This is a genomic window from uncultured Clostridium sp., assembly GCF_934754915.1.
Lineage (GTDB): Bacteria > Bacillota > Clostridia > Clostridiales > Clostridiaceae > Clostridium.
Window position 1 is genome coordinate 1 of sequence record NZ_CAKVKB010000263.1, and the last position, 2,889, is coordinate 2,889.

The 2,889-nt window shown below is 26.1% G+C and carries 3 protein-coding genes and 1 pseudogene; all 4 read right to left on the reverse strand.

Going from position 1 to position 2,889, the window contains the following annotated elements; genetic code table 11:
* Positions 1-68: 68 nt before the first annotated feature.
* The 4 genes and pseudogenes from Q0F58_RS18555 to Q0F58_RS18570 all read right to left on the reverse strand — a co-directional run bounded on the left by Q0F58_RS18555 (position 69) and on the right by Q0F58_RS18570 (position 2,827).
* Positions 69-563: a CRISPR-associated endoribonuclease Cas6 gene (locus Q0F58_RS18555; RefSeq protein WP_294379406.1), complete on the reverse strand. Its 495-nt coding sequence runs from the start codon at positions 561-563 to the stop codon at positions 69-71.
* 371 nt (positions 564-934) lie between these two features.
* Entirely contained in the window at positions 935-1,717 is a 783-nt protein-coding gene (locus Q0F58_RS18560) for a Fic family protein (RefSeq protein ID WP_294379408.1), read from the reverse strand.
* Between the two features lie 332 nt (positions 1,718-2,049).
* Positions 2,050-2,502, reverse strand: a pseudogene (locus Q0F58_RS18565) (GNAT family N-acetyltransferase).
* Positions 2,503-2,659: 157 nt separating this feature from the next.
* On the reverse strand, positions 2,660-2,827 hold the full coding sequence (locus Q0F58_RS18570) for a hypothetical protein (protein ID WP_294379410.1): 168 nt from the start codon (positions 2,825-2,827) through the stop codon (positions 2,660-2,662).
* Between the last annotated feature and the right edge of the window lie 62 nt (positions 2,828-2,889).

Here is a 2,889-nt window from a genome sequence, read left to right on the forward strand (position 1 = left end):
CATAGTTCTTTAAACTATATGACTCCAGTTGAGTATAGACTTGCAAATATGACCGAATAAAAAATGTATTAAAAAGTATTGACAATCCATGTTTTCATAAAAGTATTATACTTCTTTATAAGATTTTCCTTTAATCTTTTTTCAAAATCATCCATAGATAATTGATGCTTCCAATAACCATGTTCTGTCTTAACAACTACTGGAGTTACTGAATAAACTTTATCAATATGCTTTTTAGGAATGATTTTTATTTCAGAAGTTAAACCTTTAAAATCTGAATTAAATTCATTTACCAACTTTCTATAAAAAAACTCTGCAATTTTTTTATCAATTGTTCTTAAAGTAAGAGTATAAATATTATTCTTTTTATAAATCTTATCCTTTTCAATTGGATAAAGACCATCAAAACAATAAAATTTAAATTTATTATCCTTATGGAATTTTAATAATTCTTCGTTCTTACAAAATGCTCCATCAATAAATGAATTCAAACAGCTCTGTACACTATCTGCAATAATATCTTTTAGTAAAAATAATTTAATTCTTATTTGAAATACCTGCATAATCTCACCTCCCCCTTATACATCCAATGTTACGGTTAATTACTACACTGTTATAAAACAAATTTAAATACAACATGTGTTATCATTTATATAAGACACGAGCAATTAATAAAAATAATTACAATCATTTTCATAGTTTCTCATAATAATATTATACAACTTTTACCATATGTTGTATTTATTTTTAATAAATTTCATTTTTATACATTAGTAAAATTTAATATGAATGTATCAGTATTTTTAATTTAACAAAAAAGCCGTTACAAAATGAATCCATCATTTTGCAACAGCTTCTTCTTTTCTCTATATCTACATATTTATCTCCAGTGTCAATTTATAATATGTCTTCCAATAATAATTGAACGATTCATTTATTCTATATCTCCAAGGAACATATCCTCTAATTCACACATGAATTTCATATATGTGAGCATAAATTTCAGCCATGCATCATACTTTCCGACTCTTAAAGATGCTTCTATTGCATCATAATAAAAACCCTTATCTTGATTTCTGATGATTATTCTAGGATATCCTTTCGCACTTAAAAGACCATTCATTAAAAGCCTAGATAATCTCCCATTGCCATCCATAAATGGATGTATCCTCACAAAGTCTAGCTTAAATTTTAAAATATCAATTAATTCTCTATGGCTGTTATTAAATATATCAATTGCATCGCTCAGCTCTTTTTTTACTTTATCTGAATTGGGAGGTACTATGGCACTATTAGAAATATAAACTTGTTCATTTCTTATTTTACCTTCCCACTCACTCTTTTCTAATGTATTAAATGTAATGTCCTTATGAATATTCAAAATAAGTTCCATACTTAAATCCTTAATAGCAAAATTATCTCTTATTGCTCTATTAAGCTGTATCACTTCAGTCTGAGATCTTAAATCTGCATCTTGAGCTATGCCTTCAAGAACTGCTTTTGTCTGCCCTTTTGTCAATGTATTTCCCTCTATTTTATTAGATGTATAAACTTCTAAATATGCTACCCTATCATTAAATGGTCTAAATCTATATTTTTCAATCATTTTCACCATATCATTTTGTGAAAAACTACAGTTCTTTGCATTATAACTTTTAAATTTAACTTTTTTAAAATTAGTAAAAAAATGAACATCATTTGCTTTAAAATCATCCATAGTATTCCTCGCCTACTTACCACATTTATTTTATTATCTATATATAAAAATCAATCAAACCATTTGCACTAACCTTGCCCAGCTTTCCATATATATGAATCAGCTATTCATGCTACAATATTCATATACTATTGAATCTGGTTTCAAAATTAATTTCTCCAACCTTTTGCAAATTAAAAGTCTTATTTCTATCTCCATTGAAATAATATTGTTTTATAATTATACCATAAGCTAACGTTAACTTAAAATTTACTTTCAGTTATATAAATATTCTTTCCCCACAAGTGGGGAAAATTCTAATGTGGTAATAAAAGTATCAATATTATTAAATTTTAAAGTTTGTATTGCATAAAGTTTTCATTATGTACAAATCCAAAATCATTATATAACTTAACACCCATATCTGATGCTGTTATTTGTACTGTTCCACATCCATATTTTTTCGCTTCATCAATAACACGAGAAAGTAATTCCTTAGCAATTCCTCTTCTTCTATAGTTAGGATTTGTAAACATGCTTGACAATAATCCCATCTTCCCACTAGGACATCCGAAATAAGGTGGTTTTTCTACAAATGACATTCCACTTGTTCCTATAATAGTATCTCCATCAAAAGCCAACCATGATATAAAAGTGTGATCAGCCATATGACGACTTTAATAGTCTTTCAATGCTGGAACTAAATCAATATCTTCAGTAGCACCTTCTTCACGAAGCTGATTTATTCTCATTTCAATAAAAATATCCAATTCATTTTCTGTAAGTTTTTTATATTCTATTTTCATCCAATCTCTCCTCTATAATTGACATCTTCTCTTATATATTGGAATTGTCAACACTTTCTAATATTCATCTATAACCTTCTTTTCTTAAACAATACTTATAAAAATTTAAATACAATATCATATTAATATTCATAATCATAGAAACAATTTTACAATATTAATTTTGTTTAATCTGTAACATATCTTTCATTTTATTTATTGCATTTATAAAGTTAGATTCTTTAATACTATTTTCTTCTTCATCATCAATATACCATAATATTTCAAACAAAACATAATCTGTAAAATCTAATTTTTCTTCCATTATTGAATCCAATACATTCATTACGCCCTCTTAATTTACAAATAATACCAATTTATATATGAAATTATAACACAGTACAACAT

Excerpts from the sequence above, each read along its gene's own strand:
- Q0F58_RS18560 (WP_294379408.1), bottom strand. The coding sequence starts at position 1,717 with ATGGATGATTTTAAAGCAAATGATGTTCATTTTTTTACTAATTTTAAA.
- Q0F58_RS18570 (WP_294379410.1), bottom strand. The coding sequence starts at position 2,827 with ATGAATGTATTGGATTCAATAATGGAAGAAAAATTAGATTTTACAGAT.
- Q0F58_RS18555 (WP_294379406.1), bottom strand. The coding sequence starts at position 563 with ATGCAGGTATTTCAAATAAGAATTAAATTATTTTTACTAAAAGATATT.